This window comes from Brucella sp. LJL56, assembly GCF_054871705.1.
Genome location: NZ_JBTXLQ010000003.1, coordinates 438550 through 465225, shown reverse-complemented (window position 1 = coordinate 465225; position 26676 = coordinate 438550). Strand labels below are relative to the sequence as shown.

Here is a 26676-nt window from a genome sequence, read left to right as displayed (position 1 = left end):
ACCCGACTCCACACTATACTGCTCAAAAAGAGGAAAAGTCTGAGATCCATCAGACAGGGAACATAAAACCAAGCCGCCAAAGGCTGAAAATGGGGAAATTTCACATGCTGAAACAAGGTGCTTTCATATTATCGCTCGTGACTGCCCTGAGCTTGCCTTACGGCGCGCAGGCTCAACAGTCGGAACTGACGGTCTATACTGCGTTCGAGGCTGTCGATCTGCAGCGTTTCGCCGACGCTTTCAACAAGGACCATCCGGATATCAAGATCAACTGGGTGCGCGATTCCACCGGTGTGATGACCGCCAAGTTGCTGGCGGAAAAAAACAATCCCAAGGCCGATATCATCTGGGGGATTGCTGCCACGTCATTGCTGGTTCTGAAAAGCGAAGGAATGCTGGAGCCTTATACGCCGAAGGAGGTCGACAAGCTTGACCCGCGTTTCGTGGACAAGGATCGCCCGACGAGCTGGATCGGGCTCGATGCCTATGTTGCCGCCGTTTGCTTCAATACGGTTGAAGCGGAAAAGCTCGGACTGAAGCCGCCAAAGAGCTGGGCGGACCTGACCAAGCCGGAATATAAGGGGCACGTGGTGATGCCGAACCCTGCTTCATCGGGAACCGGCTTCCTTGATGTATCGTCCTGGCTGCAAATGTTCGGCGAGAAGAAAGGGTGGAGTTTCATGGACGCCCTTCACGCCAATATTGCCAATTATACCCATTCCGGTTCCAAGCCCTGCAAGATGGCAGGAGCCGGCGAAATACCGATTGGTATTTCGTTTGAATTCCCGGCATCGCAGGTCAAGAAGGCGGGCGCGCCGATCGATATCATTTTCCCCGAGGAAGGGTCCGGCTGGGAGTCGGAAGCGGTCGCGATCATGGCAGGTACACCCAATCTGGAAGCTGCCCAGACTCTCATGGACTGGACGCTGACCACCAATGCGATGGAAGCTCTCAACCAGAGTTTCGCTGTGGTGGCCCTACCAGGCGTCGCCAAGCCGGTGGAGCATATTCCGTCCGATCTCAAATCCAAGATGATCGATAACAATCTGGAATGGGCCGCCAATAATCGGAAGGCAATTCTGGATGAGTGGACGAAACGCTACGATTCCAAGTCCGAATCCAAAGGCTGAAGCACTTTCTGCAGAAACGAAAGTCGATTTGCGCCGCGCAATACGTGAAGCCAGCTCAATGCTTTGCCGCGGCGTAAACCATGTACTGCCAGATCCGCATGGGAGAAACATATGCTCATCCAGAGGAATTTAAGTGTGAACAACGATACCGCTTCGGAGTCCGCGCCGTTTAACGACACGTTATATTCAGCCGCTCCCGCACATCCAGTTCGCAAGGATTACCTTCAGATTGAAGGCCTATGGAAAAATTTTGGGGACTTTCAGGCTCTGAAAGACATCAATCTTGAAATAGGCGAAGGTGAGTTCATCTGCTTTCTCGGCCCTTCCGGATGCGGCAAGACCACGCTACTGCGGGCGATTGCCGGATTGGATCTGCAAACGCGCGGCAGCATTCGGCAGGCGGGGCGGGATATTTCCGTCCTGCCTCCCTCACAACGGGATTACGGCATCGTATTCCAGTCCTATGCCTTGTTCCCCAATCTGACGATCGAGAAGAATATCGCCTTCGGGCTGGAAAACTGGAAGCGTCCGCGCGCCGAGATCAAGGCACGCGTTGAAGAATTGCTTGAGCTGATCGGTCTGGCTGATCAGGCGCGCAAATATCCCGCACAGCTTTCGGGCGGCCAGCAACAGCGTGTCGCTCTGGCGCGCGCCATTGCAATCTCGCCGGGGCTTCTTCTGCTGGACGAGCCGCTTTCGGCGCTCGATGCCAAGGTTCGGGTTCATCTGCGGCATGAAATAAAGGAGTTGCAGCGCAAGCTCGGCGTCACCACGATCATGGTCACTCACGATCAGGAAGAAGCACTCGCGACCGCTGACCGCATTGTCGTGATGAACGGCGGCGCAATCGAACAGATCGGAACGCCACTCGAGGTTTATCGCCAGCCAAATACGCTGTTTGTGGCCGACTTCATCGGCGAAACCAACAAGTATCCGGTTGTGGTCGGCAATGAAGGCGCGGTCGGATTAGGGCGGTTTTCTCTCCATTGTCATGATCACGATCTGCCCGCCGGTTCCGAAGCGGTCGCAGTCATTCGTCCCAACGACATCGTCCCCCACGGTCGCTTGATCGACGATCGGTCTTTTGCCGAAAATGGCGAGAACCTGATCGAGGTGCAGATCGAATCCATGGAGTTCCTGGGATCGTTCTGGCGCACGCATATGCGCAGTCCCGATCTTCAGAACCAGCCTTTGATTGCAGATTTTTCCGTCAATGCCGAGCGGCGTCTCCGGCTTGCCGAAGGCATGTCTATCCTGGTTCAGCTCCCCAAGAGCCGCATGCTGGTCTTTGGCAAGAGGGCGCAATAAATGAGCACAGTCAGCGATCATCTGGCCATGCCAGCGGCTTCACGAAAAGCTCTGTTCCGTAAGGTCAGCGCGGATGACTGGATCAAGCGCGGCATGATGCTGGTGATCGGTCTCTATCTTCTCATGACGCTGGCCGCGCCGCTTTACGTCATGCTGACCAAGTCTTTCAACAGTTACCAGTTTCAGCTCGGCAATTTTGAAGTTCAGGTCGGCGATGGAAAGGGAAACTGGCAAGATCCTCAAACGCTTTCCGCGCTGAATGAAGCGCTTGGCGTCCTCAAGCCCGATGACCTCGCTACATCCAATAGCGGTCGGCTGTCGCCAACGGACCTGTTTCCGGACTTCAGCTTCCGTGGGCCGGAACATTACCGGATGCGCGGTCTGACACCGGATGCGCGCTTCCTGATCGGTTCGACGCCGCATCAAGGTGAAGCCTGGCAGGAGATGGATTCCAATACTTTCCGGCGCGTCATGCTGGTTCCGTCGCAGATAAGAGGCCTCGAAAACTACCGGACCTATTTTTCATCGCCAACGCTGTTTCTATCGATCAAGAACTCGTTTCTGATTGCGGTCGCCAGCATGATCCTGACTGTGACGCTCGCCTTCGGTTTCGCCTATGCGCTCAACCGTTCGCAGATGCGGTTCAAGGGGTTCTTCAAGCTGATCGCGGTCATGCCAATTCTTGTTCCGTCATTGTTGCCGGGGATCGGGCTCATCTACCTGTTCGGCAATCAGGGCATATTGAGGGAATTGCTTTTTGGCGTACCCATCTATGGACCGTTGGGGATTGTGCTCGGATCGGTATTCTTTACCTTTCCACACGCATTGATGATCATATCGACGGCGCTTGCCGTCTCTGATGCCCGCCATTATGAAGCGGCGGAAGCTCTGCGCACTTCAAAATGGCGCACATTCTGGACCGTAACCGTTCCGGGAGCCCGCTATGGTCTGATCTCGGCTGCTTTCGTTGTATTCAATCTGGTGATTACCGACCTCGGCCTGCCCAAGGTCATCGGGGGGCAATTCAATGTGCTGGCCGTCGACATATACAAACAGGTCATCGGCCAGCAGAATTTCGAGATTGGTGCGGTGGTATCGGTCATGTTGCTGTTTCCGGCCATCGTCGCCTTTTTTGTCGATCGTGCCATCCAGCGCAAACAGGTCGCCCTTCTGTCTGCCCGTGCCGTACCGCTGGTGCCGAAGAAGAAGCCGGTTGTCGACAATCTGAGCCTTCTCTATTGCACCCTGATCGCCATTTTCATCGTCGGTTTGATGGCTGTGTGCCAATTGGCAGCCGTCGTCAATTTCTGGCCCTACGACATGACGTTGAGCCTGCGCAACTTCGACTTCAGCCGCATGGATGGCGGTGGATGGGCTGCCTATGCCAACTCGATCCAGCTTGCCTTCCTGACAGCAATCGTTGGCACAATCATTGTGTTCATCGGTGCATATGCCGTGGAGAAGACGGAAGGCTTTTTCAAAGGAAGGATGTTGTTCCAGTTTCTGGCCATGCTGCCGATGGCGGTTCCAGGTATGGTGCTGGGTCTGTCCTATATCTTCTTTTTCAATAATCCGGCCAATCCGCTTCATGGCATTTATGGAACCATGGCCATACTCGTCATTTGCACGGTCACGCATTTTTACAGTGTCGCGCATCTGACGGCCCTGACTGCACTGAAGCAGATGGATTCGGAATTCGAAGCCGTCTCGGCTTCGCTCAAGCAGCCATTCTATAAATTGTTTGCCCGTGTGACGGTACCGGTTTGCCTGCCCGCAATTCTCGATATCTCGCTGTATCTGTTCGTCAATGCCATGACCACCGTGTCGGCAGTTGTGTTTCTCTATTCCGCACATACCGCGCTGGCCTCGATTGCGGTTCTCAACATGGACGATGCGGGTGATGTGGCTCCGGCCGCCGCGATGGGCATGATGATATTCTATACCAACGTGATTGCCCGTCTGGCCTATTTTGCAGTGTCACGGTTTCTGTTGAAACGTACGCAGTCGTGGCGGTTCAGGGAGGCATGATAGTCGCGCTGGCGTCGGTTGTAGCGTTCGTTGAGCAATGACGGGTGCGGCATCGGTTCTCTCAACGAATACCAAGGCGCTGAGATGCTGACGCATCACGCCCTGAAAATGCTCAATCGCCGCACAGGCTTAACCAAAAACCCATGAGCCATACCCATAGGTTTTTGGTATAAGGACGAATTCACGATCCTTTTTGCGCCAGCACAAGAACCGCAGCCGATAAAACCCCTATAACGCGGCAAGTTCCGGTTCTATTGCATGCAGGGGGGATTATGACTTCATCGACTGAACGGCCAAAGCAGGATTGGGACCCCAGGTCGGAGGCCGTCCTTTCCGATCAGATCGGCGCTTATGACCGCATGCGCCATCAATGCCCGGTTGCCCATAGCGATTATCTCGGCTGGTCATTGTTTTCGCATGACGATGTGGTCCGCGTTCTGGAGGATCACGAGAGTTTCAGCAGCGTCGTTTCAGCTCATCTCTCGGTGCCAAGCGGCATGGACCCGCCGCAGCACACTGCCTTCAGGCAATTGATCGAACGTTATTTCGAGCCGGAGCGGGTCAAAGCTTTCGAGCCGGTCTGTCGGGAGATCTCGAAGAAGCTAGTTTCCGAATTGCCCCGCGATGCTGAAATTGATCTGGTGGCGCAATTCGCACAGCCTTACGCCGTGCGCATCCAGTGCGCATTTTTGGGCTGGCCGGACAGTCTGCAGGTACCCTTACTTGACTGGGTTCGCAAGAACCACAAGGCAACACTTGCCCGCGACACCAAAGCGATGGCGGTGATCGCGCTTGAATTTGATGAATATATTCGGGAGCTTCTGGACGAACGACGCAAGCTTGGCGTGGATGCACCGGACGACGTGACGACAAGCCTTCTGCGGGACAGGATCGATGGACGCGAGCTCTCGCACGAGGAAATCGTGAGTATCCTGCGCAACTGGACGGTGGGTGAGCTTGGGACCATCACTGCCTGTGTCGGTATCCTGTGTCATCACCTGGCCAAAAACCGGCAGACGCAAGCCTTGATGCGGGGCGGCCCGGACCTTATGCCGGCAGCTATCGACGAAATATTGCGGTTACACGCGCCGCTGATCTCGAACCGCCGTGTCACGACCCGCTCGGTCACGATTGGCGGAAGGGAAATTCCCGCCGGAGAAAAAATCACGCTGATGTGGGCTTCAGCAAACCGCGATGAAGCCGTGTTCGATAAGCCAGATGAATTGCGCCTCAATCGCGATCATACGCTCAATCTTCTCTACGGGCGTGGCATTCATGTCTGTCCGGGGGCGGAACTCTCACGGATGGAACTGCGTGTTCTGATGGAGGAATTGCTGGGAGGGACCCGCAAACTCGACCTTGTTCCCGGCTTGGCGCCAGTGCTCGCGGTCTATCCGGCAAGCGGCTTTTCGAGACTGCCCGCGCGTATATCCTGACTTTGCTATCCGGCAAGCGCCGCCATAACGGCTTTCGCTTGCCGGAAAACCGCCGGGTCAGGATTATTTCAACACGCTGACGCCCGTTGTTTCAATAACCTCGTTTGCGGTCGATCTCGCCTATAAGCGCCTTGCCTCCAGACAGTCGCCGCAGATTGTCGACGAGTACACCGGCAGCACCATGGCTGTCGGTCACGCAAGCAATGTGTGGGGTAAGGATTACCTTTGGATGCGACCAGAGGGGGTGTTCCGATGGAAGCGGCTCGGGTGCCGTTACGTCGATGAAGGCCGAGGACAACTGTCCGTTATCGAGAGCCGCCAGAAGAGCATCGTAGTCCGTATGTGCCCCGCGACCGACCAGAACAACACTCGCGCCCACCGGCAGACGCGCAATAAACGCGGCATCGATCATGCCTTCCGTTTCTGCAGTTAGCGGCAGAAGGCAGACCAGAATATCTGTTTGTGAGACAAATGCGTGAAGACCGTCTTCGCCGGAAAAGCAATGCACGTCCGCGATGCTCTTTTCGCTTCGGCTCCAGCCGGAAAGTGGAAACCCGAATGGCTTGAGCGCCGTCAAGGCGGCTTGTCCAAGATAGCCGAGCCCCATCACGCCGACCCGGCGGCGCGGCGCATCTGGCTGAGGCAAGGCCTGCCAGATTTCATTGCGGTTCTGCTCCAGATAGGCGGGCAATTGGCGGAAAAGCGACAGGACGGCAAGCGTAACATATTCCTGCATCATTCGTGCAAGACCCGGCTCGGTCATGCGGACAATGCGGACGTTTGAGGGGATATCTGCTTCAAAAAATTGCTCTACACCCGCCCCACTCGAGAAGATGATCTCAAGCGCGGGAAAACGCTCCGCCAGCCGTGCCGGTGTTTGCCAGCAAAGAAGATAGCGAACCCTTGCAGCAGCAGCTTCGTCCAGATCACCGGAGAGAAATTCCAGTTCCGGCAATTCATGTGCAAACACGTCGCGGATCTGCCCGGTGCGCGCGGCGTCCAGATAACAATAGAAAGCCATGAGCTCCCCCCGGCAAGACACGCCGTGCGTGTCTTGCGAAAATATGGATCAATGATTGAGAACGCGGCGCAGGAAGTCCTGAGTACGCGGATGTTGCGGCGAACCGAGCACTTCCTTTGCCTTGCCCTGTTCAACGATCACGCCGCCATCAAGGAAAAGCACGCGGTCTGCTACGTCACGGGCAAAGCCCATTTCGTGCGTCACGACCAGCATGGTGAGGCCCTCGTCGGCGAGGCTGCGCATGACATCAAGCACATCGCCCACCAGTTCGGGATCGAGCGCGGACGTCGGCTCATCGAACAGGATCGCCTGCGGTCGCATCGCCAGGGCGCGGGCAATCGCAACGCGTTGCATCTGGCCGCCGGAAAGCTGGCCTGGATAATGGTTGGCCCGATCGCCCAACCCGACGCGCTGAAGCAGATGCTCGCCATATTTGCGCGCTTCGGCAGGCTTTTCGCCTTTGACATACACCGGACCTTCGATGACATTCTCGAGCGCGGTTCGATGTGGAAACAGGTTGAACCGCTGGAAAACCATCGCCATCCGCGTGCGGATGTCGCGGATCGAGCGGTCCTGCGCGCTGACCCGCTGGCCATCGATCAGAATGTCGCCGCCCTGATAAGTTTCCAGCCCGTTCAGGCAGCGCAGCATCGTGGACTTTCCCGAACCCGAAGGCCCGATCAGGCAGACGACTTCGCCCTTCTGCACTTCGGCACTGATGCCCTTGAGTACTTGAAGCGGACCATAGGATTTGGTGACGTTTTGTAATTCAATCATCGCCATGGCTAGTGTCCGTTTCTTTTACCAAAGTGCTTTTCGAGACGCCCGACAGCCATCATCAGCGGAAGGCTCAGGCAGAGATAGAACATCGCAACCAGCGTATAGACGCTCATGTTCTTGAAGGTCGAGGAAGCGAGAAGCTGGCCTTGCAGGGTCAGTTCAGCGACGGTGATGGCCGACGCCTGCGAGCTGTCCTTTAAAAGCATGACCATGATGTTGCCGTAGGGAGGCAGGATCACACGAACGGCCTGCGGCAGGATCACGCGACGCATTGTCATGAACCAGCCCATGCCGATGGATTGCGCGGCTTCCGTCTGTCCATGATCGATGGCTTCGATACCGGCGCGGAAATTTTCCGCCTGATAAGCCGAGTAGGCGATGCCGAGGCCGATGATGCCGGCCTGAAGGGCGGAAAGTGAAATGCCGAATTCCGGTAGAACGAAATAGATATAGAATAGCTGCACCAGAATAGGGATGCCGCGGATCACATTGACGACAGTTGAGGCGATGGCCGAGAGCCAGCGAATTCCAGACACCCGCATCAGCGCCCAGACAAGCCCCAGAAGGGTCGACAGGACAAGGGAACCCAGGGTCACGAGAAGCGTGTATTTCACGCCTTCCAGCAAGATCGGGAAGAACTCGCTAATGTCCGTGAGAAAATTTTGCATTGGTTTTAACTCTGTTTTTTTGGCGGCGATCAAACGGGGAAGTAGGCCCTGCGGCCGGCTGGCCCCGTTGCGCGCGCACCCGTAAAGCATGAAAAGCTTCTGCATGGATGCGCGCGTGGAGCACACCAGAAATCTCGAGCATGAGGAGCAATCCTCGCGCTCGCATCGGAATTATTTCAGTCCATATTTTGCGAGAATTTTCTGGAGCGTGCCGTCCGACTTGATGCGGGCGATAGCCGCATTGATCTTGGGCATGCGTTCATCGCCTTTGCGCAGGGCAATGCCGAACTCGCCGCCAGCCGAAGCTTCATAGCTCTCGACCATCTTCACCTTCGGGAACTGGCCCTGTGTGAGATAATAGGCAGCCATCGGCCCATCCGCGAAACCGGCGTCGATGCGCCCGGCATTCACGTCAGCGATGATGTCGGGAATGCCCTTGTAGACCTTCACATCGCTGAACAGGCCGCTCTTCTTGAAAAGATCGACAAAGGTCGTCCCCACCTGTACGCCGACAGTCTTGCCTTTAAGATCGGCATAGGTTTTGTAAGCGGTATCGTCGGAAACCGGCACGAAGACCCCTTCGCCATAACCATAGACCGGATCGGAAAAGTCCACGACTTTTGCACGTTCCTCGGTGATGAACATAGCAGACGCAATCATATCGATCTTGTTCGAGGTGAGCGACGGCACGAGCGCCGAAAATTGCACTGCCTCGAATTCCGGCTTGATACCGATATCGGGTTCGATGGCCTTGACCACATCGATCAATACGCCATCCATCGCCTTGGTTTCCGTGTTCATAAAAGTAAACGGCAAACCGGTGGGCGAAGAACCTACCTTGACGACTTCCTGTGCCGAAGCGGGCATCGCGCCCCCGATTATGGCCGCCATGGCCGCCAGGCCGAAAATTTTCTTGAGACGCATGACATTCTCCTTCCTAAATGCAGCGATAAGCTTGTTGTCCGTCATACTGGCTATGAAGCCGTGTTCGTTAAAATGAAAATTGTCGCAGTCGGTGTTCACATCGAGTTTTCTCATTTGCGACCGCCGTGGGAACCCGAACTGTTTCTCGATGCCCGTTCCCGTGATGCCATTGCTTCCAGCTTGCGGTCCTTGCGTTCGAGATCGGCAAAAACCAGAGGCATGAACCAGGCTTTTCCGCGCCAGGTAGGGACAAAACGTGGAGGTCGGAAATCAAAGCTGCTTTCACTATTGGGAACACCCAATATCTTCTGCGCAACTTTGAGGCCGAGCCAAGGCGCCCAGACGACACCCGATCCACAGAACCCGGTTGCGTAGTGAACGGCTCCGCGCTGAAAAATTCGAGGAACCATGTCCCTGTTCATTGCCACATAGCCAAACCAGCTATGGGAGATACCCACGCCTTCAAGCTGAGGAAAAATCCTGCACATTTCCGTATAATTGCGGAGCGTCGCGCTATCAGGATCGCCCCGGCTTGTTACGTCGCGACCACCGAACAAAATGCGCCGTCCATCCGGCGACGGACGGAAATAGTAAGTCATCGCACGGGTGTCGGTGAGCATTTTCAGCCCCGGCACCAGTTCCCGCACACGTTTCTCACCCAGATCTTCGGTTGCGATGATTCGCGAACGCAAGGGCACCAGACGCTGACGCAGCCAACGATCAGAATGGTCGGTATAACCGTTCGTGCAGACAAGAACCTCGCGTGCCTGAGTGCGCCCGCGTTCGGTAATTACCGTTTTGTTATCAATAGCTTCCACGCGGCATTCGCTGTGGATCGACACGCCTTCGGCACGTGCAAGCCGCACCAGCTCCGCATGGAACTTGGCTGGATGCAGGCCGCCTATATCCATACGCACGCTGCCGCCCGCATAGAGGTCCGTCGCGATATGCTGGTGCACTTCGCTCAAGGGCACAGCATATGATTCGATACCGGTCGCGCGCTGGATAGCTTCCGAGTTTCGGGCCATGACGTCATATTCGGCGCGCGTCATCGCACCGCTGAAACGTCCCACGAGCTGGAAATCCGCGTCGATCCCTTCCTCGGCCAGAAAATCGATCATGAAGCGGCGCGCTTCATGGCCTTCGGCAGCAATCTTGATCGCGCGCTCCATGCCGAACTTGCGGATCAGCGTCTTGTCGTCCGGACGAATATTGCCGCTGGTAAACCCGCCGTTGCGGCTGGAGGCGCCATAGCCCAGTTGTTCCCGCTCGAAGACCTGGACCTTTCGCCCTGCTCGCGCAAGATGAAGGGCAGCACAAAGTCCCGCATAGCCCGCGCCAACAATGGCAACATCGCAATTCGGCTCGATCGCACTCTTCTCGGCGCTGCGCGGCGGGGCTGCTTCCCACCAGTAAGGTGTGTCCTTGTGAGCCATGTCCGATCTGTCCCCTCCATGTTTTGGATGGATTTTGTTTTTAGTTTATTGAACGTGGATCAATTATGAAGCAGAATAGTGAAAACTAATCAACCCCGATTCAATCCTGTTCGTAGCGAGAGCCATCAAAGGATGCCAAAAGTGAACAAGGCAGAAATGTCCCGGACCGCCCCGGTCAGCGAGCCTGCTTCCAACGATGCGGGGGAAATTGGAGCGCGCATTCGTCTGCGACGGCAGGCGCTGGGTCTCACACTGGGTTATCTATCGGAAGTGTCCGGCCTGTCGACGGGAGCGCTGTCGCAAATCGAGCGCGGCCTCGTGTCACCGACGGTACGCACCCTCTATACGATTGCGGACGTGCTCTCGATGAGTCCGGCGCAGCTCATCGACCCGCAAGGCTTTGCAGCGGCCGCCCGCGCCAATCCCTATGTGCTGCGCGGGGGCGAGCAGCCGGAAGTGCTGAACGCTGGTGGCATCATCAAGCACCGCGCTTCGCCTGAACTCATCGAGACCATGAAGTCCTTCTCGGTGCGGATCATCCCCGGCGGAAGCTCCGGTGAAGAATGCTACACGCATTCCGGCGAGGAGCTGGGTTATGTGATTTCGGGCAGTTTCACACTGCAGATCGAAGATGCTCAGTACCTGCTTTCGACAGGAGACGGATTCGCGCTGCCTTCAACGACTCGCCACCGATTCTTCAATAACGGCGAAACCGAAGCTTTTGTGCTCTGGGTGAACAAACCCGAGTAAGACCGCCTGGCAGGCCGGATAAACACGCTGGAGGGAGATGAAAATGGCAAGCAGCCCTGAGAGCTTCTCGCGCTCATTATGGTGGAACGAAGCTGGCGAGGCCAAGCCGAACCATCCCGGATTGAGCGGCGTGCATGAGGCGGATGTCGTGATAGTCGGCGGCGGTTTTACGGGCCTTTCAAGCGCATTGTTCCTTGCCGAACGCGGCAAGACGGTGGTGGTCCTTGAAGCGCGCCATGTCGGCTTCGGAGCATCGGGACGCAATGGCGGACAGGTGATCCCTGGGCTGAAGCATGATCCCGAAGACCTTCTGTCGACCTTTGGGCCAGAACACGGCAGGCGTATGATCGATCTGGTCGGCGGCGTGGGCGATCTCGTTTTCGACCTTATACGGGAACATGACATCCAATGCGCGCCTGTTCGTACCGGCTGGATTCAGGCCGCGCATTCCCAGCTTGCGACTGCTGCTGTCCATAAGCGTGCGCGGCAATGGCAGGCGCAAGGCGTCGAGGTCGAGATTTTGGATCGCGCGCAGGTTGCTGCGCTTTCCGGCACGGATCGTTATTTCGGCGGGTGGCGTGATCCGCGTGCCGGTGCCCTGCAACCGCTGGACTATGCACGTGGGCTTGCACGCGCTGCCACGGCGCGCGGTGTTCAGATTTTCGAAGATTCCTCCGTTACCGCTCTGGCGCAGGAAAACGGCGACTGGATCGCAAAGACCGCAAACGGGACAGTTCGCGCGCGTGAAGCGCTTGTCGCGACCAATGCCTATACAGGCAATCTGGTGCCGGGGCTCGCTCAAAGCATTCTTCCTGTGCAAAGCATGTTGATTGCGACCGCTCCACTCTCGGAAAAGCAGCGCCGCGAGGTCATGCCGGGCGGTGTGGTCCTGTCAGAAACGCGCAAGATCGCTTTTTATATGCGTCAATCACAAGACGGGCGTTTTCTCATCGGCGGGCGTGGCGCCGTCGGGATGACCGAGAAGAAAGCCCTGATGGATGCATTGAAGGCCGGGATGGTGAGGCTGTTTCCGCAACTGGACGGAATCGGCATCGATTATCACTGGTCCGGCCATGTGGCGCTGACCATGGACGGCCTGCCACACCTGCACAATCCGGCCCAAGGCTTGCACGTCATGCTTGGCTATAATGGCCGGGGCGTGGCTATGGCCACTGCCTTTGGCAAGATGTACGCGGAATACATCGCCGAAGGTCGCCCCATGGTTTATCCGACCACCAACATTCCGCGCCTTGCCTGGCATGCCATCCGCAAGCCGGTGATGGATCTCGGCATCCGCTGGTACTGGATCAAGGACAGCCTCGGCTTCGCATCGAAATAATTCCCCATATAGAAAGAATCCAACGTGCTGAAAAACGTAATCAATCTGGGCGCCGCACCTTCTTGCGCCTCGGACCTGAAAACGGCCTTTCAAACCATCGGCCTGAACGAACTGGCGACTGAATATTTCGGCTTCGGTCGTGCCGTCCTTTCGGGGAATGGAAAAGAAGCGGAAAGCCGCTTCTCGTGCATCATAATGCTGCGCGACGGCACTTTAACGATCCAGGACAGCAATGGCGCCGGGATTACGCTGACCAAGGGCGAAGTGGCCAGCCTCCCGGCAGGTATATTCTCGTGGGATGCAAAATCGGCGGATTGCGTCATTCTTGTTTTGCAACAGGATAATCCGCAACTATCCCTGGCCAAACTCGATCTTGATCACCCGATGACGCCCGGCGGTGCACCCAATGCGGCACTTTTGACCACGCCTGCGCCGCAAACTGTCCGGCACGAATTCCAGGACGAGGATTTGCTCTCATGGGGCATCTGGGCAACCACCCCATATGCCCGCCGTCCGATCACCTATTCGTTTTCGGAATTGATGATGTTGCGCAAGGGCGAAGTCACGCTCTCCAACCCCGATGAGGGAAGCGCGACATTTGCCGCGGGGGACATTTTCCTCGTTTGCTCCGGTGCCGTGGCCGCATGGGACAATCCGGTTGATCTGGAAAAGTTCTGGGTCATCCGTACGGCAGATTAGAGCGCATCCCGAAAAGTGTGAAACGGTCTTCGGAACATGATGCGCGTTAAAACAAACAGTCGAGACGCGCCGTTCCGAACTCAGTCCAGTGCCTGAAAGCGACGCCGCCGCGAGCGCCGGCGAGGGCGCAATGTGTTCAGGTCTTGCGCCTGGTCGGCCTTATGGCGCGGGGGAGGCGAAAGAAGGCGCATGATAAAAAGAATGCAGCACCCGATGGTGAATATCCAGAATATCTCATCGGTGAGATCGTTGATCATGACGCAATCCAGAGCAAAACCGCTTGTCCGTTCCCGTGACACGCGAAACAATATTCCAAGATAGATATCTTCTTGTGAAACTGTGGCCAAGTCACGAAGCCGTGCTTTATCACCACATCAACACGGCAGTCCTGTGGATGGCAGGCAGGTGCTGGTCGCGATTTATGCGCCGATCTGCAATAGATCGTTCATGCTGCCTTTCACGATCCATTGTTCCGGCCGGGTGCTTGCGGCTGAATTTTCCCACCGGCAAAACATTCTGAGCTGGTCGCTGACACGTCCGGGTTTCGTCTCGGCGCGTTCCGTCGCCTGGCTGGAAGTGCGTAATGACGATCTGACGCTGGATGTCGATCCGGCAGTTTTGCTGCAGGAAAGACTGGCAGAAGCCGGTTATGGCGAAGCGGTCCAGATGATGACCTCGCGTAGCGTGCAGAAGCATCATGTCGCAACGCGGCGCTCCGGCGAAACTTATGCTGCTTGTCTTGCCACTGTCGGCCTGTCGAATGCGGGGAGGGTTGGTGAACTCTCGCAGTTGAAGATGCCAGCCGGAACCATCAATCTTCTGGTCCACATCAACAGGCCCTTGTCGATAGCAGCCCATATAGAGGCAATGTCGATAGCAGCCGAAGCCCGCACCGCTGCCATTATCGAACTTGGCCTCACTGTCGGCGGCAGAGCCGCAACGGGCACTGGAACGGATTGCATCGCCGTTTCAGCTCCACATGGGCAGACTGGAGAGGCGGCGTCGTATGCCGGCTTGCATACGGACATCGGGGCCGCCCTCGGTGGCGCGGTTTATGACGCGGTGTCCGAAGGCGGCAGGCTCTGGATGAAGGAACAGGGTTTCTGATCGATCAGGCTTCGGCTGTAGCCCCTTTCGGCTTCAGACGCAGAATAAGCGGCACCAGAACGAGGGCGACTATCGGGAAGACGAGCCAGTTGATGGTTTCCCAGCCTGAAGAATGCAGCAGCGAACCTGCAAAGAACGAAGCGCAGGCCACGGTGCCGAACATGATGAAATCATTGGCACCTTGTGCCTTGCCGCGTTCTGCTGGCGTGTGGCAATCCGTTATCATGGCGGTCGCGCCGATAAAGCCGAAATTCCAGCCGATACCGAGGAAGATCAGCGCACCCCAGAAATGGCCGACATCAAAGCCGCCCAGAGCAATAATGGCGGAGAAGGCAATCAAAACCAATCCGAGCGCGGTGATCTTTTCCTTGCCGAAACGGGTGATGAGCTTCCCGGTGAAGAAGCTCGGCGCGAACATGGCCAGCACATGCCATTGGATGCCAAGTGCTGCATGATCGACGGAATGGCCGTGGCCGACCATGGCGATAGGCGCTGCCGTCATCACGAATGTCATCAGCGCATAGGAACAGACACCCGCAGCCACTGAAAGGATGAAGCGCGGCGAACGGAGAATTTCACCGAGAGGACGGCCTGTATCATGGACAGTGCCGGGGTCTTTGCGAATCTTCGGTGCGCGCAGCATGAAAAGGACGGGGAGGGCAAGAAGACCCAGGACCGCCTGGCTGAGAAAACTGCCTGCAAACATCGCATCCGGAATGCTATCGCGCGTCCAGATGACGAGCTGTGGCCCGACGATTGCCGCAACGAGCCCACCCACCATGACCCATGATATGGCGCGCGCCTTCATGTCGCCGGTTGCCGCATCGGTGGCGGCAAAGCGATAGCTCTGAACATAGGCGGCGTAAAAGCCGGCGGTCAGCGTTCCAAGGCAGAAGATGAGGAAGGAGGCGGCAAAAATACCTGCGGCTGCGATCACGCCCGCCGAAGCGCCGACAAGTGCGCCCAGCATATAGGCATTGCGGCGTCCAAACTGGCGCATGAAGAAGGCAGCAGGAAGCGTGCCAAGCGCGAGCCCGAGATTGAAAAGGCTGACGGGAAGCGTGACAAGCGCCGGATCGGAAGACAATTTCTGGCCCACCAGACCGCCAAGCGAAATCACAATAGGCGGGCTGGAAGCACCAAGTGCCTGTGCCATCGTCAGGACAACAATATTGCGCCGCGCGGTTGCCATGTCGGTCATCACCAACCCCTCAATTCATAAAATCGGGACGGTTCTATCGGAAACCGCATTTGCCAGCAAAATTATTCTATCATTAGGCGGAAATTTTCCCGGCAGGTTTCGCAGCGGCTGGCCCAATGTCGTCCGGCTGTCATGGAGTACTTCTAATTTGCAACTCCACTGTTCGATAGGGAGCCAGCAATGTCAGAGAATCTTTCCCAGCAAAGTCTGTTCAAGACCAGCCAGTTGGAAGAAGCAGATGCCGACCCGCGCAATCCGTCCGACAACCCCACCATGGGCGAAATCATCAGCCGCCGCTTTTCCCGCCGTGGCTTTCTGCGTGGATCGCTCGCTGTCTCGGCCATTGCGGCAACCGTCAGCCCGCTCGCGCTGATGAGCGCTGGCGATGCGCGCGCCGAATCCGGCTCGGCCTTTTCCTTCAAGGAGGTCGAGGCCGGTGTGGATGCCCATCATCACGTCGCGGAAGGCTATGATGCTGATGTGCTTTTGCGCTGGGGCGACAGACTTTTCGCCGATGCGCCGGAATTCGATCCAACCAAACAGTCAGCCGAGGCGCAGGCGCGCCAGTTCGGCTACAACAATGATTATGTCGGCTATATCGCCATCGAGGGATCGCCGGAACATGGCTTCCTCGTGGTCAATCACGAATATACCAATCCGCACCTGATGTTCCCTGGCCTTGTCAAGATCGTTGACGGCAAGGTGGAGCAGGCTCCGCTCTCCAGGGAACAGGTGGATATCGAAATGGCCGCCCATGGCGGCACGATTGTCGAAATCCGCAAGCGGGACGGCAAATGGCAGCCGGTGCTCGACGGCGCAAATAATCGCCGCATCACCTCCAATACCGAGATGGCGCTGAGCGGTCCCGCCGCCGGTCATGATCGCGTCAAGACCAATGCCGATCCTTCCGGCACCAAGGTATTCGGCACTGTCAACAATTGCGCAGGCGGCGTCACGCCCTGGGGCACCTACATCATGGCCGAGGAAAACATCCACGGCTATTTCATCGGCGAATTGCCGGAAGGTCACGCGGAAACGGCCAATTACAAGCGCATGGGCATTCCAGAAGGTTCCTATGACTGGGGACGTTTCTACGACCGTTTCGATGTTTCCAAGGAGCCGAACGAGCCGAACCGTTTCGGCTGGATTGTCGAGGTCGATGTGTCCGATCCGAACTCCGTGCCGAAGAAGCGAACCGCGCTTGGCCGTTTCAAGCATGAAGGGGCGGAATCCATCGTCAACAAGGATGGGCGTGTGGTCTTCTATCTGGGTGACGACGAACGCTTCGATTATGTCTACAAGTTCGTGACGGCGGGCAAGTTCAACCCGGATGATCGCGCTGCCAATATGGACCTGCTGGATGCAGGCACGCTTCACGTGGCCAAATTCCATGAGGATGGCAAGGTGGAGTGGATGCCGCTGGTGTTTGGCCAAGGGCCACTGACCGAGCAGAACGGCTTCAAAAGTCAGGCCGATGTGCTGATCGAAACCCGCCGCGCGGGCGATCTTCTCGGCGCGACCAAGATGGACCGCCCGGAAGACGTGCAGCCGAACCCGGTCAATGGCCGCGTTTATGTCATGCTCACCAACAATACCAAGCGCAAGGACGATCAGGTGGATGCCGCCAATCCGCGCGCCAAGAACGCCTTCGGCCATATCATCGAGATCGAGGAAGACGGGCAGGATTTTGCCGCCACGACGGGCAAGTGGGAAGTGCTGCTGAAATGCGGCGATCCAAGCGTGGCCGAAGTTGGTGCCAGCTTCTCCACCGATACGACGCGCAATGGCTGGTTCGGCATGCCGGACAATGCCGCTGTCGATAGCGCTGGGCGGTTGTGGGTCTCAACCGATGGCAACAGCAACAAGGATACCGGCCGCACCGACGGGCTTTGGGCCGTTGATACGGAAGGCGATGCGCGCGCGACCTCGAAACTGTTCTACCGCGTGCCAGTGGGTGCGGAAATGTGCGGTCCGCTGTTTGCACCCGATGACGAGACGGCTTTTGTTGCCGTACAGCATCCGGGCGACGGCGGCGAGGATTGGGACGGTCATGGCCGTCCGTCCTATTACGAGGACCTGTCCACCCGCTGGCCGGACTTCAAGGACGATATGCCGGTGCGGCCTGCCGTGGTGGCAATCACGAAACAGGGCGGCGGCAAGATCGCTGTCTGACACAGCATGTCTCCCGAAAGTGGAAACCGGTTTCGGTAAAGACATGCGTAAGACAAATAAATTGCGTGCGGCCCCCGGTGAAAGCTGGGGGCCTTCGTCAAAGCTTCATGGAAGCGTCAAGCCAGCGATACAAAGCCAGCCTAATTCCGTTCCTGTATTTGAATTCCAACGGGGACTTATCATGATATCGCGTCTCGTCGCCTCGACCATGCTTGCCGGTGCCGTCGCATTGGCGTTTCCAGCCTCCGCTGAAGAAAAGGCTTTTCCGGCCACGCTGAAGGTTCATGCCATCCTGCCTGGCAACACGATCATCGCTGCTCCGGATGATGCGGCTGAACATCTGAAGACGTCGGGCAAGTTCACCACCGCCGACCGCAAGCGCGCTGAGGGCATCGGCACGGTTGAAGGCAAGGACGGCGTGCGCAAGACCGGCCTTTCAGTGCCGTTCGACGGCCAGCCGGTACAGGGCTTTTCGGGCATCAAGACCATGGAAGACGGCAGCTTCTGGTCGCTGTCCGACAATGGTTTCGGCTCAAAGCTCAATTCTCCTGATGCTATGCTGATGTTGCACAATGTCAAGTTCGACTGGGACAAGGGAACGGTCGAGCACGCAAAAACCGTCTTCCTCAGCGATCCGGACAGGAAGGCTCCGTTTCCCATCGTCATGGAAGGCGCTGAAAAGCGCTATCTGACCGGCGCCGACTTCGACGTGGAATCCATCCAGCCGGTGGCGGACGGTTTCTGGGTCGGCGAGGAATTCGGGCCGTTCCTGCTGAAATTCGACACAGATGGCAAGCTGACCGATGTGTTCCCGACTTTCGTTGGCGAGACGGAAGTGGTGTCACCGGATAATCCGAAACTCGCTTTGCCTGCCAATCCGAGCCTCAAACTGCCGTCTTATAATCTGAAGCGTTCCGGCGGCTTCGAGGGGCTTGCCATGTCGAAGGATGGCTCGAAGCTCTATGGTCTGCTGGAGGGTCCGCTCTTCGTCGATGGTGCGCCGGAAAAGACCGAAAGTGGCAAGACCGGCTTGCGCGTCATCGAGTTCAATGTCGCGGACAAGAAGTGGACGGGCCGTTCCTGGCTCTATCCGCTAGCGGAAGGTGGTGAAGCCATCGGCGATTTCAACATGCTGGATGAAACCACGGCGCTGGTCATCGAGCGCGACAATGGCGTCGGCACGGCGGACAAGGCTTGCGCCGATCCGAAGAAGCCGCAGGCCGATTGCTTCGATGTGCCGTCGAAGGTCAAGCGCATCTACAAGATCGCTTTCGATGACAGCAATGTCGGCAAGGAAGTGCGCAAGATCGGCTATATCGATCTGCTCGCCATTGCCGACCCGGAAAACAAGCGCCGCCAGGGCGGAAGAGAAGGCATTTACGACATGCCGTTCCTGACCATCGAGAATGTGGATCGTGTGGACGACACGCATATCGTGGTCGGCAACGACAACAATCTTCCGTTCTCGGCTGGCCGTTTCCTCGACAAGGTCGATGACAATGAATTCGTCCTGCTGGAAGTGGGTGAGTTCCTGAAGGCTGAATGATCCTTCTGAATGGGTCCTATGATGAAGCCGCGGAGAAATCCGCGGCTTTTTTCTCTCTGTGCATGGCGACAAGCCCGGCGTGGAAGTTTTGTTTCGGCGCGGTTATTGTGCGGCGACAAAACGATGGAGAAAACCGTTGAAGATTTTTATTTTCGGCAGTGTGAATGTGGATGTCAGCGCCCGGATGGCCGCGCTGCCGCGTCCGGGGCAGACCGTAAATGCATCGGGCTATGGTATTGGCCTCGGTGGCAAGGGTGCCAATCAGGCGGTTGCGGTTGCCAAGCTTGGCGGCGACATTCGCTTCGTCGGCGCTGTCGGCAACGATGCTTTCGGCGAACTGGCCTTGAAGCAGATGCAGGAATTTGGCCTCAACACCGGAAGCGTGCGCGTGATTGACGGCGTCGATACGGGCATCGCGATCATTCAGGTTGAGGAAGCCGGACAGAACACGATTGCTGTTTGCGCTGGTGCCAATGCGCGCTGGTCGGCTGCCGACATTGATGCCTATGCCGCCGACATTGCCAAAGCGAAGATTACGCTGTTGCAGCGGGAAGTTCCCCATGAAGCCAATCTGGCCGTGGCAAAGGCGGCGCGTGCGGCAGGCGGCAGTGTTTTGCTTGATCCGGCGCCCGTCGGCGACGCAAGCCGCATGGCGGACCTGATTGCGCTCAGCGACATCATCTCTCCCAACGAGACTGAGGCTGCTGAAATTACCGGTATCGAACCGACCGATCTTGCTTCGGCGGAAGCTGCCGCGCGCAATCTTCTTGAGCGTGGGCCGAAGATCGTCATCGTCAAGCTTGGAAGCCGGGGCGCGCTGCTGGTGACGGCAGACGAGGTGAAACACTTCGCGCCGTTCAAGGTCAAGGTGGTGGATACGGTTGCTGCCGGTGACAGTTTCAACGGTGGTTTCGCGGTCGCCTTCTCGCAGGGCCAGTCCTTGCATGATTGCGTACGGTATGGTTCGGCAGCGGGTGCAATTGCGGTCACGAGACCGGGTGCTGGCGCGGCTGCACCGACTGCGGCTGAAGTGGCAGCGCTTCTGCAAAATAAGGCAGAATGAAAATCCGGGGCATTTTGCGCCAGTTTCGCTCAATTTGAGCAGAAACCTGCGCAAAAACCTTTTGCCAAACATGGCGAAGAAGCCGCGAGAATAAGGCGCTCGCGGCTTTTTTGCGGCTTAATTGTGATTTAGAGCGTGGCCAGACGTTCGGTCAGCAGGCTGAAGAAACCGTCTGCATCCACATCCTTGATGAAGAGCGCGTTCTTCGGACGGTCGGTTACTTCCCACCAGTCGACGACTGTTTCGCCAATAGTCAGTTCCGAATTGATCTCGATTTCCACATTGCATTCGCGCCCGGAATAGAGTTCCGGCTTGATGAGATAGGCGATGACATTCGGGTCATGCAGCGGGCCGCCATCGGTGCCGTACTTGGCTTCGTCATAGCGCTCGAAGAATTCGAGCCATGCGGCGACTACTTCGCCGACATGGGTGCCGATGCCGCGAATGGCAGCGATGCGCTTCTCGGTGGTCAGGACCTTGTGCGTGACATCGAGCGGCATCATGGTGATCTTGATGCCGGATTTGAAGACGACGGCAGCGGCGTGCGGATCGACATAGATGTTGAATTCCGCCGATGGCGTGATGTTGCCGCCCTCGAAATAGCCGCCACCCATCAGCACGATTTCCTTGACGCGCTCAGCAATCTTCGGTTCGCGGATCAGGGCAGATGCGATATTGGTGAGCGGTCCGAGCGGGCAGAGCGTGACGGTGCCCGGTTCTTCCGTCATCAGCGTTTCGATAATGAAATCAACGCCATGTTGGACCTGAAGCGGCATGGTAGGGGCAGGCAAGTCGTAGCCGTCGAGGCCGGTCTTGCCATGGACGTTTTCAGCCGTCACGAGCGGGCGCACCAGAGGGCGGATGGAGCCTGCAAAAACCTTGGTTTCGGGCTTCTTCGCTACTTCGCAGATGGTGCGGGCATTGATTTCCGTGCGTGCCAGCGGGCCGTTGCCTGCAACGGCGGTGATGCCGAGAATGTCGAGTTCCGGGCTTGCGAGCGCCAGAAGAATGGCGACGGCATCGTCCTGACCGGGATCGGTATCGATAATGATTTTACGGGCCATGATAGGTTCCTGATGAGATATTCTAGAGAGCGTTGCGCGCTGCACTGACCGTCTGGTCGACAAGCGCGTCGAAGGAGATTTTCGCCGGGCGGCGCATATAGGTGACGATGTCGTCGGCCAGAAGCGGCTTCGACCACCGTTCGGCGATGATGCCGGAGCCATGCTGGATGGCGATGACGCAGAGGATCTGCGCGGCATTGCAGTCCACGTCATGGCCGATACCGCAGACGATTTCGAGCGTGCGGTCGAAATCGCCTTCGCCGAACCAGAGCGCAATCACCTGTGCGGCTGCATTCGGATAGACGTGAATCCAGTTATATTCGGCATATTCCACGTCGCATTTCGCCCATGCGTCCTGCCAGTTGCCGGCAGAACGGCAGGCGTCGAGTGCGAAAGCCAGAACCGCACCATATTCGGTTTCGGTCGAGAAAAGCGCTGCCGTCGAAACGAGCAGTTCGCGTGTGTCGCTGACTGCAAAGGCGCGCGCCGCCATGACGGCGTTGAAAACTTCGCCCAAAATACCGTTTCCGGCATGGGAGATTTCCGCGTCCATATAGGCGAGGCGGGCGGCTTCGCGGGCGTGGCCTGGCACGACCATGCCGCAGATGACGCCGCGCATCTGTGCACCGATCCATTCATCGAACGGATTGTCGCAAGTGCCGGTTTCAGGCGCGGTGAGGCCGCGCCGCATGTTGGAAAGTGCGATTGCCTCTGCCGACCAGCCAAGCGGGATCAGCGAGGTCCAGCGCTCGGCAATGTCGGCGCTGGTTACAGCAGAACCCTTGTCGCCGAAGGCCTCCAGAAAGGCGATCTCGAAGGTGATGTCGTCATTATAGGTGTTGGGCTCGCGCACATAATCGCGGATCGGGCCGAAGGCTTCGGCGATGTTTTCCGCCGTATAGCCTTCGAGCGCCGTGCCAGCCGCAGCTCCGACAAGCTGCGCCATCCAGGCGGCTGCGGTGCGGTCGCGGAAATCATCGGACTGGACGGCATAGAGCACATCGTCGGGCCATTGAACGGCGGCATCGAATTCGTCCCACGATCCATAGCGCACCGTCTTTTGCGACGGATGATCCGGATCGGGCCGTGCTGCGCGCATCAGGACACGCAGGCGCATGTCGATACGATAGAGCGTCTCAAAGTCACTGCGTTCGAGTGCCGTCAGCCCATCCCGAAGAAGTTCTTCATAAGGGGCAAGAACAAAGCCCTTGTTTTCCAGCGATTGCAGCGCACCGGCCATCAGGCATTCAGGCGCTGCCGATCCCGGCACATTGCTTTTCCAGAACATCGCCATGAGGTCGTCCTGCGCCTTCATAACGGCACTTGCATCCCAAGTCTGTTCTTCTGCCGTGCGCACCACCGGTTTCGTATCGCGCAGCAGATCACGGGTCAGTTCCCAAGCCTTCATTTCACTCTCATTTCAGTATTCTGATCATGCATTTCAGGAGTTTTTCAGTTGCTTTGCGCGCCGCTGACGGCGCGCCGCATGGATCGTCAGCACGACGACCGGGACGAGATAAGGGATCATCTGCATCAGTTCGAACGGCAGTCCGAGGCTTTGAAGTGTGATGGCGAAAGATTCCGCCGCTGCCAGAACCAGGCTCGCCACGAGCGTTCCCCACGCGGTTCCCTGTCCCATGACTTCCGCCGCAATGGCGATGAAACCGCGACCTGCGGTCATGTTCTGGGCGAACCATGTGACATAGCCGAGCGACAGATAGGCACCGGCTGCACCACCGAAGAGACCGGACAGGACAAGCGCCATCATCTGCACCCGGCCCGTATGGATACCGGCAGCGCGCGCCGATTTCGGATCGACGCCAGTGGCGCGCAGATGCAGGCCGAAGCGCGTGCGCATCATGAGAAGGCTGACAGCCGGAACGGCGAGGAGGGCGGCGAAAGTCAGCACATGGATATTGCCGATGAAAGGCACGGCAAGGCTTGGCAGCGCGCCACTTTTCAACGCGCCTGACATGCCCTTGTCGCCGGTGGCAAGGAATAGCCCGAGCGTCGTTGCCGCCGCTGCGGCGATGTTGAGCGCGATGCCCGTCATGATGAGATCGGTGCCAAGCCGGTTGACCGAAAGCGACATCAGCCAGCCGAGAGCCGCACCCGTGATGAGCGCGGCCAGCAGGCCGACAGCCGGGCTGCCGGTGGCCGCACTGGCCAGAACGGCAATGAGTGCTGCCGACAGCATCATGCCTTCCATGCCGATATTGAGGACGCCTGCGCGGTCGGAAATCATCACGCCGAGTGCTGCCAGCAGCAAAGGTGTTGCCACGCGCAGGATGGTGCCGATGAAGGATGGATCGAGAATTTGTGCGAGAACCATGCTCATGGTTGTACTCCGGCCTGCACTACCGCTTGTTCTCCTTCGCGATTGCGAAGGTTGCGGATCAGCCGCAATACGGTCGGATGATTGTGAATGACGCTTGCCGTCGCGCCTACCATGATGGCGGCGGTCACAAGCCCCACCACTTCGGTTGGGATGTTCATGTTGCGCGCCAGTAGATCGCCGCCGATCTGCACGAAACCGAGGAAAAGCGCGGACGGAATAAGCAGGAACGGATTTTCGCGCGCCAGGATGGCGACGACGAGGCCGGTCCAGCCATAGCCGGGCAGATCGAGCCAGGCAAAGCGGGCATGAAGGCCGAGCACTTCCAGCGCACCGGCCATGCCCGCCACCAGTCCGCCGACAATCTGGGCACGCATGATGATGCCCTTGAGCGGCAGGCCAAGATGATTGGCAAAGCCCGGACTGGAGCCTGCGATACGGATATTGAGGCCCGAGCGCGTCCAGTAAAGCCAAATGCCGCCAGCGATGCAGGCCAGAATGGCGATGATCGAACCGCTGTTGAGACGCGTACCGGCCAACAGCCGGTCAAGCTTGGCGTCTGGCGGAATCCTGAGCGACATCATCCCGCCCGCAGCCGGGTCGCGGATGACATAGTTGAGGACGAACAGGCCGAGAAACAGGAAGGCATAGTTCAGGACGAGCGAGGTCACCATTTCCGATGCGCCGAAACGAAGCCGCAACGCTGCCGGAATGGTGCAGGCGAAACTGCCCGCAACCGCGCCGCACAGGATGGCGACCGGCAGTGAGAACCAGCCGAGCGAAGGGAGCAAAACGGCACCCGCCACCGCGCCGAGCGCGCCGAGGAAGAAGCCGCTTTCCGCACCCAGATTGAACAGGCCGGAGCGGAAAAGAATAGTGATCGCAAGGCCGGTCAGCATGATGGGCGTTGCCGCTTCCACCACATTGCCCATATGGCGAATGCTGCCGAACGGGCCGAGGAAGAAGGTTTTCAGGACCGCAGCCGGGTTGTCCTGCATCAGCGCCAGTGGCACCAGCAGCACAGCCATGATGACGGCGATGACAAGCACGGTCAGGAAAAAAGGTATGAGGTAGGAGATAAATCTGCGCATTACGCTGCATCCCTCGTGCCGAGCATGTAAGGTCCAAGGACAGCAGGCGTGATGTCGGGACTGTTTTTCAGAACGGCGACGATGCGTCCGTTGAAGAGAACGACGATGCGGTCGCTCAGGCGCAGCAATTCATCGAGATCTGCGCTGACAAGCAATACGGCGCAGCCGCCCTGCGCCACTTCATCGATGCGGCGGTGCAGGAAGGCTGCCGCCGAAACGTCGATGCCGCGTGTCGGCTGATCGGCGATCAGGAATTTCGGATTGGTGGCAAGTTCGCGCGCGGCGATGAGCTTTTGCGCGTTGCCGCCGGAAAGGGAATCGAGCCGTTCGGTGATTGCGCCTGCGCGCACCGAATATTGCTTGATCATCCCGCTGACACGGGTCTTGATCGCATTCCAGCGCAGGAATGGTCCCCAGAAAATCTGCTTGTCGGCGGTAATCGATCCCGTTCCGGCTATCGCGTTTTCGGCGAGAGACAGGCCGGGTGCGCCGCCTTGCGAAAAGCGGTCGGCTGGCAGATGAGCGAGACCTTGTCTGCGCCAGCTTGCCGTGTCGGCGCGCAGCATATCCTCACCGTTGAGGCTGATTGTGCCGCTGGCCGCATCGGCAAGGCCGGAAAGCACCGATACGAGGCCGCGCTGGCCGCTGCCATCGACACCGGCGACACCGACGATTTCGCCTGCGCCGACGGTCAGGTTCACATCCTTGATGCGGTCTGCCGGATCGGCTGCTTTCGTCGTGACACCCTTCATGTCGAGAACGGTTTTCATCGCGCCATGCTTGTGGGCGCGTTGCGGAATGTCGACCGCATGGCCCATGACCATCTGCATGATGGCGTCATCCGGCACGTCGGCAAGCTTTTCCGTGCCTGCAACAGCACCGGCGCGCAATACGGTCACGCTTTCGGCCAGTTCACGCACTTCGTTCAGCTTGTGGGAAATGAAGAGGATGGTAATGCCTTCATCGCGCAGCGACTTCAGCTTGCGCATCAGTTCCTCGATCTCTGGCGGAGAGAGAACGGCGGTCGGCTCGTCGAGGATCAGAAGCCGCGTGCGGCGCGCCAGCGCCTTCAGAATTTCGACCTTCTGCTGGGCGGCGACGGAAAGCGCGCCCGTGATCGCATCCGGGTCGGCGTGCAGGTCATATTGCTGCATCAGCGCTTCGACCATTTTGCGCGCGCCCGCGCGGTCGATCAGCCCGGCCTTCACCGGCTCATGACCGAGAATGATATTTTCGGTGACCGTCAGCGTCGGCACGAGTGAGAAATGCTGGTGTACCATGCCGATGCCTTGTGCTGCAGCATCTTCCGGCGACCAGGACGCAATATGCTGTCCATCGACGATGATTTCGCCTGCCGTGGCATTTTCGATACCGAACAGGATTTTCATGAGCGTGGATTTGCCCGCACCGTTCTCGCCGCAAATGGCGTGGATTGAGCCTGCGCGGATCGAGAACGACACGTCGCGAAGCGCCTGCGTGCCGTTCGGATAGACCTTGCTCACATCGCGGAAGGCGACGATTGGGCGAAAGGCGACGATAGCATCGCCGCCTTCGATATTTTCAGCTTGTTTTTCCACG

At 57.8% G+C, this 26676-nt stretch carries 23 protein-coding genes; 11 read left to right on the top strand and 12 right to left on the bottom strand.

The genetic code is table 11. The annotated features are described in order from the left end of the window. Positions 1-104: 104 nt before the first annotated feature. From ACYSN1_RS14130 to ACYSN1_RS14115, 4 genes are all read left to right on the top strand, one after another. Entirely contained in the window at positions 105-1130 is a 1026-nt protein-coding gene (locus tag ACYSN1_RS14130; protein WP_461726258.1) for a putative 2-aminoethylphosphonate ABC transporter substrate-binding protein, read from the top strand. Positions 1131-1265: 135 nt separating this feature from the next. Further along, a complete protein-coding gene (locus ACYSN1_RS14125; RefSeq protein WP_286166684.1) occupies positions 1266-2438 on the top strand; it encodes a putative 2-aminoethylphosphonate ABC transporter ATP-binding protein in 1173 nt (390 codons plus the stop codon). Next, positions 2439-4466 carry a putative 2-aminoethylphosphonate ABC transporter permease subunit gene (locus ACYSN1_RS14120; protein WP_461726257.1) on the top strand — a complete coding sequence of 676 codons (2028 nt, stop codon included), beginning with the start codon at positions 2439-2441 and terminating at the stop codon, positions 4464-4466. Positions 4467-4738: 272 nt separating this feature from the next. After that, positions 4739-5902, top strand: a complete 1164-nt coding sequence (locus ACYSN1_RS14115) for a cytochrome P450 (protein WP_461726256.1) — start codon at positions 4739-4741, stop codon at positions 5900-5902. A gap of 91 nt (positions 5903-5993) precedes the next feature. Here the strand turns inward: ACYSN1_RS14115 and ACYSN1_RS14110 are convergent, their stop codons facing one another. The 5 genes from ACYSN1_RS14110 to ACYSN1_RS14090 form a co-directional block, all read right to left on the bottom strand. Next, positions 5994-6923, bottom strand: coding sequence for a 2-hydroxyacid dehydrogenase (locus ACYSN1_RS14110; RefSeq protein WP_461726255.1), 930 nt, complete (start codon positions 6921-6923; stop codon positions 5994-5996). A gap of 48 nt (positions 6924-6971) precedes the next feature. Continuing rightward, positions 6972-7700 carry an amino acid ABC transporter ATP-binding protein gene (locus ACYSN1_RS14105; protein WP_140021012.1) on the bottom strand — a complete coding sequence of 243 codons (729 nt, stop codon included), beginning with the start codon at positions 7698-7700 and terminating at the stop codon, positions 6972-6974. A gap of 8 nt (positions 7701-7708) precedes the next feature. Beyond that, positions 7709-8371 carry an amino acid ABC transporter permease gene (locus ACYSN1_RS14100; protein ID WP_140020781.1) on the bottom strand — a complete coding sequence of 221 codons (663 nt, stop codon included), beginning with the start codon at positions 8369-8371 and terminating at the stop codon, positions 7709-7711. Between the two features lie 171 nt (positions 8372-8542). Next, positions 8543-9295 carry an ABC transporter substrate-binding protein gene (locus ACYSN1_RS14095; RefSeq protein WP_461726254.1) on the bottom strand — a complete coding sequence of 251 codons (753 nt, stop codon included), beginning with the start codon at positions 9293-9295 and terminating at the stop codon, positions 8543-8545. A 110-nt stretch (positions 9296-9405) separates the two neighbouring features. Then, positions 9406-10731: an NAD(P)/FAD-dependent oxidoreductase gene (locus ACYSN1_RS14090; protein WP_461726253.1), complete on the bottom strand. Its 1326-nt coding sequence runs from the start codon at positions 10729-10731 to the stop codon at positions 9406-9408. Positions 10732-10863: 132 nt separating this feature from the next. On the opposite strand from ACYSN1_RS14090, the gene ACYSN1_RS14085 reads away from it, so the two are divergent. From ACYSN1_RS14085 to ACYSN1_RS14075, 3 genes are read left to right on the top strand one after another with little or no spacing between them, the layout of a single operon-like run. Next, positions 10864-11481, top strand: coding sequence for a cupin domain-containing protein (locus tag ACYSN1_RS14085; protein WP_461726252.1), 618 nt, complete (start codon positions 10864-10866; stop codon positions 11479-11481). A 43-nt stretch (positions 11482-11524) separates the two neighbouring features. Further along, complete coding sequence (locus ACYSN1_RS14080) at positions 11525-12820, top strand: NAD(P)/FAD-dependent oxidoreductase (RefSeq protein WP_461726251.1); 1296 nt, start codon at positions 11525-11527, stop codon at positions 12818-12820. A gap of 24 nt (positions 12821-12844) precedes the next feature. Then, positions 12845-13519: a cupin domain-containing protein gene (locus ACYSN1_RS14075; RefSeq protein WP_461726250.1), complete on the top strand. Its 675-nt coding sequence runs from the start codon at positions 12845-12847 to the stop codon at positions 13517-13519. A gap of 80 nt (positions 13520-13599) precedes the next feature. Here ACYSN1_RS14075 and ACYSN1_RS14070 read toward each other — a convergent pair whose 3' ends face one another. Then, positions 13600-13776 (bottom strand): hypothetical protein, encoded by a 177-nt coding sequence (locus ACYSN1_RS14070; RefSeq protein ID WP_168436666.1) that lies wholly within the window; start codon positions 13774-13776, stop codon positions 13600-13602. A 133-nt stretch (positions 13777-13909) separates the two neighbouring features. Here ACYSN1_RS14070 and ACYSN1_RS14065 point away from each other — a divergent pair, with 133 nt between their 5' ends. Then, on the top strand, positions 13910-14626 hold the full coding sequence (locus ACYSN1_RS14065; RefSeq protein WP_461726249.1) for an adenosylcobinamide amidohydrolase: 717 nt from the start codon (positions 13910-13912) through the stop codon (positions 14624-14626). Between the two features lie 4 nt (positions 14627-14630). Here the strand turns inward: ACYSN1_RS14065 and ACYSN1_RS14060 are convergent, their stop codons facing one another. Beyond that, positions 14631-15827, bottom strand: coding sequence for an MFS transporter (locus ACYSN1_RS14060; protein ID WP_461726248.1), 1197 nt, complete (start codon positions 15825-15827; stop codon positions 14631-14633). A 180-nt stretch (positions 15828-16007) separates the two neighbouring features. Here ACYSN1_RS14060 and ACYSN1_RS14055 point away from each other — a divergent pair, with 180 nt between their 5' ends. The 3 genes from ACYSN1_RS14055 to rbsK all read left to right on the top strand — a co-directional run bounded on the left by ACYSN1_RS14055 (position 16008) and on the right by rbsK (position 20608). Then, positions 16008-17999 carry a PhoX family protein gene (locus tag ACYSN1_RS14055; protein WP_461726247.1) on the top strand — a complete coding sequence of 664 codons (1992 nt, stop codon included), beginning with the start codon at positions 16008-16010 and terminating at the stop codon, positions 17997-17999. A gap of 181 nt (positions 18000-18180) precedes the next feature. Further along, a complete protein-coding gene (locus tag ACYSN1_RS14050; RefSeq protein WP_461726246.1) occupies positions 18181-19545 on the top strand; it encodes an esterase-like activity of phytase family protein in 1365 nt (454 codons plus the stop codon). A gap of 184 nt (positions 19546-19729) precedes the next feature. Continuing rightward, a complete protein-coding gene (gene rbsK, locus ACYSN1_RS14045) occupies positions 19730-20608 on the top strand; it encodes a ribokinase (protein WP_461726301.1) in 879 nt (292 codons plus the stop codon). Between the two features lie 128 nt (positions 20609-20736). Here rbsK and ACYSN1_RS14040 read toward each other — a convergent pair whose 3' ends face one another. Genes ACYSN1_RS14040 through ACYSN1_RS14020 form a run of 5 tightly spaced genes read right to left on the bottom strand, consistent with a single transcriptional unit; the run spans position 20737 to position 26675 of the window. Then, positions 20737-21672 (bottom strand): nucleoside hydrolase, encoded by a 936-nt coding sequence (locus tag ACYSN1_RS14040; RefSeq protein ID WP_461726245.1) that lies wholly within the window; start codon positions 21670-21672, stop codon positions 20737-20739. Positions 21673-21694: 22 nt separating this feature from the next. Beyond that, positions 21695-23080: an ADP-ribosylglycohydrolase family protein gene (locus ACYSN1_RS14035; protein ID WP_461726244.1), complete on the bottom strand. Its 1386-nt coding sequence runs from the start codon at positions 23078-23080 to the stop codon at positions 21695-21697. A gap of 33 nt (positions 23081-23113) precedes the next feature. After that, the gene (locus tag ACYSN1_RS14030) at positions 23114-24010 is read right to left on the bottom strand and encodes an ABC transporter permease (protein ID WP_461726243.1); all 897 of its coding nucleotides are present in this window, start codon (positions 24008-24010) and stop codon (positions 23114-23116) included. Beyond that, positions 24007-25098 (bottom strand): ABC transporter permease, encoded by a 1092-nt coding sequence (locus tag ACYSN1_RS14025; protein ID WP_461726242.1) that lies wholly within the window; start codon positions 25096-25098, stop codon positions 24007-24009. Before ACYSN1_RS14025 ends, ACYSN1_RS14030 begins: the two co-directional genes overlap by 4 nt. Then, positions 25098-26675: an ABC transporter ATP-binding protein gene (locus ACYSN1_RS14020; protein ID WP_461726241.1), complete on the bottom strand. Its 1578-nt coding sequence runs from the start codon at positions 26673-26675 to the stop codon at positions 25098-25100. Before ACYSN1_RS14020 ends, ACYSN1_RS14025 begins: the two co-directional genes overlap by 1 nt. Position 26676 lies beyond the last annotated feature (1 nt).

Bases quoted from the DNA above. Each gene is read 5' to 3' on its own strand.
- ACYSN1_RS14130 (WP_461726258.1), top strand. From the start codon at position 105: ATGCTGAAACAAGGTGCTTTCATATTATCGCTCGTGACTGCCCTGAGC.
- ACYSN1_RS14120 (WP_461726257.1), top strand. From the start codon at position 2,439: ATGAGCACAGTCAGCGATCATCTGGCCATGCCAGCGGCTTCACGAAAA.
- ACYSN1_RS14115 (WP_461726256.1), top strand. From the start codon at position 4,739: ATGACTTCATCGACTGAACGGCCAAAGCAGGATTGGGACCCCAGGTCG.
- ACYSN1_RS14110 (WP_461726255.1), bottom strand. From the start codon at position 6,923: ATGGCTTTCTATTGTTATCTGGACGCCGCGCGCACCGGGCAGATCCGC.
- ACYSN1_RS14105 (WP_140021012.1), bottom strand. From the start codon at position 7,700: ATGATTGAATTACAAAACGTCACCAAATCCTATGGTCCGCTTCAAGTA.
- ACYSN1_RS14100 (WP_140020781.1), bottom strand. From the start codon at position 8,371: ATGCAAAATTTTCTCACGGACATTAGCGAGTTCTTCCCGATCTTGCTG.
- ACYSN1_RS14095 (WP_461726254.1), bottom strand. From the start codon at position 9,295: ATGCGTCTCAAGAAAATTTTCGGCCTGGCGGCCATGGCGGCCATAATC.
- ACYSN1_RS14090 (WP_461726253.1), bottom strand. From the start codon at position 10,731: ATGGCTCACAAGGACACACCTTACTGGTGGGAAGCAGCCCCGCCGCGC.
- ACYSN1_RS14085 (WP_461726252.1), top strand. From the start codon at position 10,864: ATGCCAAAAGTGAACAAGGCAGAAATGTCCCGGACCGCCCCGGTCAGC.
- ACYSN1_RS14080 (WP_461726251.1), top strand. From the start codon at position 11,525: ATGGCAAGCAGCCCTGAGAGCTTCTCGCGCTCATTATGGTGGAACGAA.
- ACYSN1_RS14070 (WP_168436666.1), bottom strand. From the start codon at position 13,776: ATGATCAACGATCTCACCGATGAGATATTCTGGATATTCACCATCGGG.
- ACYSN1_RS14060 (WP_461726248.1), bottom strand. From the start codon at position 15,827: ATGACCGACATGGCAACCGCGCGGCGCAATATTGTTGTCCTGACGATG.
- ACYSN1_RS14055 (WP_461726247.1), top strand. From the start codon at position 16,008: ATGTCAGAGAATCTTTCCCAGCAAAGTCTGTTCAAGACCAGCCAGTTG.
- ACYSN1_RS14050 (WP_461726246.1), top strand. From the start codon at position 18,181: ATGATATCGCGTCTCGTCGCCTCGACCATGCTTGCCGGTGCCGTCGCA.
- rbsK (WP_461726301.1), top strand. From the start codon at position 19,730: ATGGCCGCGCTGCCGCGTCCGGGGCAGACCGTAAATGCATCGGGCTAT.
- ACYSN1_RS14040 (WP_461726245.1), bottom strand. From the start codon at position 21,672: ATGGCCCGTAAAATCATTATCGATACCGATCCCGGTCAGGACGATGCC.
- ACYSN1_RS14035 (WP_461726244.1), bottom strand. From the start codon at position 23,080: ATGAAGGCTTGGGAACTGACCCGTGATCTGCTGCGCGATACGAAACCG.
- ACYSN1_RS14030 (WP_461726243.1), bottom strand. From the start codon at position 24,010: ATGAGCATGGTTCTCGCACAAATTCTCGATCCATCCTTCATCGGCACC.
- ACYSN1_RS14025 (WP_461726242.1), bottom strand. From the start codon at position 25,098: ATGCGCAGATTTATCTCCTACCTCATACCTTTTTTCCTGACCGTGCTT.